The organism is Aeromonas sp. YN13HZO-058, assembly GCF_001921245.1.
Classification (GTDB): domain Bacteria; phylum Pseudomonadota; class Gammaproteobacteria; order Enterobacterales; family Aeromonadaceae; genus Aeromonas; species Aeromonas allosaccharophila.
In genome coordinates, this window is sequence record NZ_MQSY01000055.1 from 92,242 (window position 1) to 98,526 (window position 6,285).

Below are 6,285 nucleotides of genomic sequence, written 5' to 3' on the forward strand. Positions count from 1 at the left end.
TTTCCCTATTTCGTTATGTTGGCAACGAAAAGGGCTACGCCCTGACAGGTAACGCAGACAGCAGTGCAACCTCTTGGCAAAGGTGCACAACAACCTGTGGTGGCCCCGCTATCTCAAGTACGGCTCATCCCTGGACCGGAAGCTTTGCGTCCCGACCTTGCGATCGGTTTGCCCTTCGGTTACTTCATTCGCGATGAAAATAATCGCATCCCGACTATAGAGTGAGCCGATCCGGTCCGCTACTGTCGGCGTTTACCGACAGTGACAAGCCAATGCAGCAATGGATTGCCATCACACAAGAATGTGAAGGCATCTTCGCCGATAAAACTCTGTTCTCGGCATTCATCCATGACCATGGCCCGCGCAACCATTGCGTGGTTTTGTGAGCCGGTTCACGGCTTGCCGCCCCGGGTGCGGCTATCGCAGCAGCAGGCTGTTCATCAGGGCCCGCAGTTTGAGCGGTTTGACCGGTTTGCTGATGTAGCCATACCCCCGCTCGCGGATCTGCGCCTGCAACTCGCTCTTGCGATCGGCGCTGATGATGATGCCTCCCAGCTCGTCGCCACACAGCAGTTGCAGCGCGGCCAGAGCCTCCAACCCGGTCTTGCCGTCGTCGAGGTGGTAGTCAGAGAGCACGAGTCTCGGCACAAACCCGTCTGCCACCAGCGCCTCGGCTTCGGCCAGATCAACGGCGCAACGCACCTCGCAGCCCCAACGGCCAAGCAGGGTGCTCATGGCTGTCAGAATGTCCCGCTCGTTGTCGACGCAGAGCACGGCCACCCCCTCCAGCTGGCTGTCGCGCACTACCGGCGCCGCCAATTGATGAGCCGTGACCGGCCGGGTCGCCAGATTGAGGGTCACCGCAAAGACTGACCCCTTGCCCGGCCAGCTCTGCAGGGTGAGCTGGTGACCGAGCACCTGCGAGATACCGCGGGCGATGGCGAGCCCCAGACCCAGCCCCTGCTCCTTGGCAGTGCGGGAGTGATCAAGGCGGGAGAACTCGTCGAAGATCGCCTCCTGCTTATCCTGCGGAATGCCGGGGCCGTTATCCCACACCTCGATGCGGATCTTCTCCCCCATCCGGCGACAACCAAGCAGCACCCGGCCACCCGGGTTGTAGCGAAACGCATTGGTGAGGAAGTTCTGCAGCACCCGGCGCAGCAGCCGCACATCGCTGTGCACCGCGTGCTTGCTCTCCACCACCGAGAAGTGGATCCCCCCCGCCTGCGCCAGCACGCCAAACTCAGCCTTGAGGTTGTCGAACAGATCGCGCAGGGCAAAATCGAGCTTTTTGGCCTTGAACTTGCCCGCTTCGAGCCGCGAGATATCGAGCAGATCGGTGATGAGATCCTCGGTCGCCCCCAACGCATCATCGATATGGCGGGCGATGCGGGCCTGCTCGCCAGCCGCGGGCAGCATCTCCAGCAAGGAGGAGGTAAACAGCTTGGCCGCATTGAGGGGCTGGGTCAGATCGTGGCTGACCGCCGCCAGAAAACGGCTCTTGGAGTGGTTGGCCCGCTCCACCTGCTGGTTCACCAGCAGCAGCTGGCGGTTGAGTTCGGAGAGCTCGTGGGTGCGTTCGGCCACTCGCGCCTCCAGATGTTCGTTCGCTTCGCGCAGCACCCGCTCGGCATCGCGAAACGGCGTAATGTCGGTAAAGGTCATGACAAAACCGCCGGCGGGCATGGGGTTGCCCTGCATCTCGATCACCCGCCCGTCGGGGCGCTCCCGCGCGGAGATATGGGCGCTGCCGCGCTTCATAAAGGCGACCCGCCGCGCCACGTGGTCCTCGATATCACCGGGGCCACAGAGCCCTTGCTGGGCGTTGTAGCGGATGATCTCCTCAATGGAGCGCCCCGCCTGAATAAGACCCGGCGGATAGTGGAACAGCTCGATGTAACGGCGGTTCCAGGCCACCAGCCGAAGCTCCCTGTCCACCACCGAGATCCCCTGCCCGATATGCTCGATCGCCCCCTGCAACAGGCCGCGGTTAAAGCGAAACACATCGGAGGCCTCATCGACAATGGTGGCGATCTCCTCCAGTTGCATGTTGCGCCCCTGCAGGGCAGAGGCGAGCACCAACCGCGCCGACGAGGTGCCAAACACCCCCGCCAGCAGCCGTTCGGTGTGGGCGATCAATTCGGCCGAGGCCTGCATCTGGGGCGCCAGGGTGCCACCCCGCTCACCAGCGAATCGGCCAAAGGCGCGCTTGACCCGGCTCGAACCGACGAAGCGGGCCGCCAGCATCTCCAGCTCCTTGACCGAGACCCGTGCCTGATAGAGGGCGGCGGTATCGCGGCTCGGCTTGCCGACAAAGTTGGCCGCCTGCAGCCGCTCGCTCACTGCAGGGCGAGACAACAAGGAACCGGCCACATAGCCGAGCAGGTTGAAGAGCAGGCTCAGGAAGATGCACCAGGCCCCGAGACTCAGCTCGCGAAACGCGGGCCAGTCCGGCGGCGCCAGCAGCTCGGCCAGCGGTGAACCCGCCAGCAAGCCACTCTCCACCAGCAGGGTCACGAACCAGAGGCTCACCCCGAGGCTCAACCCAAGATAGACCCCCTTGCGATTGCCATGACGCCAGTAGAGACCGAGCAGCAGGGCCGGTGCAAACTGGGCCACCGCGCCAAAGGAGAGATAGCCGATGCGGGAGAGGCTGGTGAGATCGCCGAGCCAGAGGTAGAGTCCCCAAGCCGCCAGCAAGATCAGCAGGATGGCGCCACGGCGCACCTGCAACAGCAGCCGTACCAGCCGCTCGTCGCGCCCCTGCCGCCAGAAGCGGCGCAGCAGCACCGGCAGCACCAGATCGTTGCTCACCATGATCGCCAGCGCGATGGTGCAGACGATCACCATGCCGGTGGCCGCCGAAGTGCCGCCGAGAAACGCCAGCATCGCCATGCCATCAAAACCGAGGGCCATCGGCAGGCTGATCACATAGGTGTCGGAGGCCATGTCGGCCCCCACCCACTGCTTGCCCGCCAGCGCCAATGGCCAGATAAAGAGCCCCATCACGAACAGGTAGAGCGGGAAGATCCAGCGCGCCCAGTGCAGATCCTGCCCCTGATTGTTCTCCACCACAGTCACATGAAACTGGCGCGGCAGGCAGATGACGGCGCACATCGCCAGCACCGTATAGATGGCAAGCTCCAGCAGGTTGCCGGGGCTCACCGCCATCACCTGTACAAAGAAGTCGCGGGTCACCTGCTCGTGGGCAACGCCGGGTTTGCTCAGGATCAGCCAGAGGGCGAAGCCCCCCACCGCGATAAAGGCCAGCAATTTGACCACCGACTCGAAGGCGATGGCCACCACCATCCCCCTGTGATGCTCGGTGGCATCGAGATGGCGGGTACCGAACAGGATGCTGAACAGCGCCAGCAGCAGGGTGACCCCGAGCGCCAGCTCGCTGGTATTGCTGGTTGGGCTGATGCCGCCGCTGTTGACCATCAGCAGATCCAGCCCGGTGACGATGGCTTTCAGTTGCAACACCAGATAGGGGAGGATCCCCATGATGGCGATGAGGGAGATCACCATGGCGAGCCGCTGGGATTTGCCGTAACGGGCGGCGATAAAGTCGGCGATGGAGGTGATGTGCTCGCGCTTGGCCACCAGAATGAGGCGGGCCAGCAGCCGCCAGCCAAACAGGAATACCAGCATGGGGCCAAGGTAGATGGGCACCGGCGACCAGGGGGATTCACTCGCCTGCCCCACGGTGCCGAAGAAGGTCCAGGAGGTGCAGTAGACTGCCAGCGACAGACTGTAGAGCAGCGGTTGCCCCTTGAGACGGTGCCGTTTGTGCTTGTCTGCCACGAAGGCGATCAGAAACAGCAGCCCCAGATAGGTGAGCGACAATCCGATCAGCAGCCATCCCTGGTGCATCGATAACTCCTTGTCCATGTTGAGTTTTTGTATACAACCTCGCCAGTCTAGAGAGGCGGCAGCCAAAAGTCATCCCCTTCGGGCAGATTGAAATTATCGTTTTTCAATAAGTTTTGCCTTGACTGAATATCGTAAAACGATAAACATTCGCCCATCTGCATATTGATAAACAATAAACTTCAAGCCATTTCGCCAGCGGGATGGCACCCACCATGAGGTTCATGATGAGAACGACCAAACTCGAACGCCTGAGCGTTCTGATCGAGTGGCTGCTGCTGTTTGCCCTGCTCGCCACCCCCACCATTACCCTGATGGAGACCTGGTCCCACCTGTTCGGCGGCAATGACCTGCTGCAAGAGGAGCTCAACCAGATCATCCACAGCAGCGGCTCGCACATTCTCAACGGCGTGCCGCTGGCCCATAGTGAAACGCCGTCCCTCGACCTCTTGCCAGAACCCCCGCTTACCATGGCCGACTACCCGCTGCGCACCGCCAACCGGCTGCTCGGCACCCTGGTGCAGTTGTTGCCGGATCTGGTCTTTATGCTGATGCTGTGGCAACTGCGGCAGCTGTTTCGCGGCTACCGCCACGGCCTGCTGTTCACCTTCGAGCAGATCCGCCGCTACCGGCAGATCGGAGTGCTGCTCTGCGTCTCCTTCCTGGTCGAGCTGATCCAGACCCCTTTGCTCGATACCGTCCTCACCATGAGCGGCCCCGAGATACATGGCTCCGTCTCCATCAGCTCGTCCGATTTCCGGCTGCTGCTGGCGGGCCTTATCGTACTGGCGCTGGCACTGGTGATGCGCGAGGCCAAACTGCTGGCCGACGAACAGCAACTGACGGTGTGAGGATCCTATGCCTATCATCATCCGTCTCGATGCCCTGCTGGCCGACCGCAAGATGACCGCTCGCGAACTGGCGCAGCGCATCGACATCACCGAAGCCAACCTCTCGATCCTCAAAAATGGCCACGCCAAGGCGGTGCGCTTCTCCACCCTGGAGGCCATCTGCCGTGAACTCAAATGCCAGCCCGGCGATCTGCTGGGCTACGAGCAGGAGCGCTAACCCCCTTATGAGTCGTCATATCACTCTGTTTGCCCTGTGGCTGCTGCCACTGTGGGCCTGCGCCGCCGATGGCGCGAGCGGCCCCCGCTACCTTATCGAGCAGGGCGCCAGCGCCAATGTGCTGCAAGTACGCCTCACCATGCAGGGCGAGCCCCCCTTTACCCTGCTCCCCGCCCGCCCGTTACCGGGCAGTGCCACGCCGGTTTCTCCCGCGCTGGTCTGCCTTGAAGACAACCAGCCGGTGGCCCTCAATCAACCCTTCTCCTGCAAAGAGATCGGCTGGCAGATCACGCTCACACCGGCTCCGGCACTTGGGGCGGATGCCTCGGCACAACAGTCGCTGCTGTTTGCCCCCAACCGGTGGCTATTGACCGAATGGGGCAATCTGGTGCGCCAGCTTGGGAGCCGCCGAGGGGAGATCTGTCTGCCGGATGGCAGTTGCCAACCGCTGCCGGATGTCAACCAGCCGCCGCTGATCCTGCCATTTGGTCTGGAAACGGTGCCCGTCACCCAGCCGGATCCGCGGCTGGTGCTGAGCCATGACGAGACCGCCAATCAGCTCGATCTGCCGGCCTTGCAGCAGCAACTGAATGAGATCATCGACTATCTGGCCTTCCAGCTCGATGTGGACCCGCCCGCTCACCCGTGGCAACTGGTGTGGCTGGGGCGGGATGTGGCGACCCGATCCCTCGGCGGAGCCGCCGGTGATCAGGTGTTTGTCGCAAACTACCCCACCGAGGCTGGTAAACCGACGCCACAGGCTCCCCTGCGCCTGCTCCGCACCTCGGCCCACGAGGCGGTACACATCCTCAGCGCTCGCCGCTCCGAGCCGCAACCCACCTGGGTCAACGAGAGCCTCGCCGAGTACCTCGCCATCAAGGCGCTGCGCCGCTTTCGGCTGCATCAGGTCACGGCGGTCAACGAGCTGGCCGAGCGGGGCAACCAGCTGCCCCATAGCGATAGCGGCCTCTATCAGGCGGCCCGCGAGGTAATAGCTGGCGATCGCTCCTACTACCCGCTCTTTTACGTCAAGGGGAGCGCCTTCTGGGAAGCGCTGGATCGGGAGCTGCAACACAATGACGCCACCCTGGCCCGACTGCTACCCCAACTGGGCTGGCTGCCGGATGGCCGCTTTGATGCCGCCGCCAATAAGCTGCTTGCAGGCACCATCGGCTCGGATACCTGGCGCCGCCTCAGCCGCCACTATCTTGGCGAGCAGCAGTAACGCCGCCAACCGCAGCAATGAAAAAGGGAGAGCCGTGGCTCTAATGCCGATCAGTTAAGGATCCATTGACCGATCCTCCTGATGTGTAAAAATCCGAAACCTGTTGATTTGGTTTCGGATTT

General features: G+C 62.5%; 4 protein-coding genes and 1 riboswitch. Of the genes, 3 read left to right on the top strand and 1 reads right to left on the bottom strand.

Annotation, left to right across the window (positions count from 1 at the left end; genetic code table 11):
* Window positions 1-95 precede the first annotated feature (95 nt).
* Window positions 96-183: riboswitch (cyclic di-GMP riboswitch) on the bottom strand.
* 234 nt (window positions 184-417) lie between these two features.
* Window positions 418-3,873, bottom strand: a complete 3,456-nt coding sequence (locus BSP75_RS13410) for a PAS domain-containing hybrid sensor histidine kinase/response regulator (protein WP_075113519.1) — start codon at window positions 3,871-3,873, stop codon at window positions 418-420.
* A gap of 224 nt (window positions 3,874-4,097) precedes the next feature.
* On the opposite strand from BSP75_RS13410, the gene BSP75_RS13415 reads away from it, so the two are divergent.
* The 3 genes from BSP75_RS13415 to BSP75_RS13425 are packed head-to-tail and all read left to right on the top strand — an operon-like array spanning window position 4,098 to window position 6,163.
* A complete protein-coding gene (locus BSP75_RS13415) occupies window positions 4,098-4,721 on the top strand; it encodes a DUF2975 domain-containing protein (protein WP_075113520.1) in 624 nt (207 codons plus the stop codon).
* 7 nt (window positions 4,722-4,728) lie between these two features.
* Window positions 4,729-4,938, top strand: coding sequence for a helix-turn-helix transcriptional regulator (locus tag BSP75_RS13420; protein WP_042656491.1), 210 nt, complete (start codon window positions 4,729-4,731; stop codon window positions 4,936-4,938).
* Window positions 4,939-4,945: 7 nt separating this feature from the next.
* A complete protein-coding gene (locus BSP75_RS13425; RefSeq protein WP_075113521.1) occupies window positions 4,946-6,163 on the top strand; it encodes a hypothetical protein in 1,218 nt (405 codons plus the stop codon).
* Window positions 6,164-6,285 lie beyond the last annotated feature (122 nt).

Excerpts from the sequence above, each read along its gene's own strand:
- BSP75_RS13410 (WP_075113519.1), bottom strand. The coding sequence starts at position 3,873 with ATGCACCAGGGATGGCTGCTGATCGGATTGTCGCTCACCTATCTGGGG.
- BSP75_RS13415 (WP_075113520.1), top strand. The coding sequence starts at position 4,098 with ATGAGAACGACCAAACTCGAACGCCTGAGCGTTCTGATCGAGTGGCTG.
- BSP75_RS13420 (WP_042656491.1), top strand. The coding sequence starts at position 4,729 with ATGCCTATCATCATCCGTCTCGATGCCCTGCTGGCCGACCGCAAGATG.
- BSP75_RS13425 (WP_075113521.1), top strand. The coding sequence starts at position 4,946 with ATGAGTCGTCATATCACTCTGTTTGCCCTGTGGCTGCTGCCACTGTGG.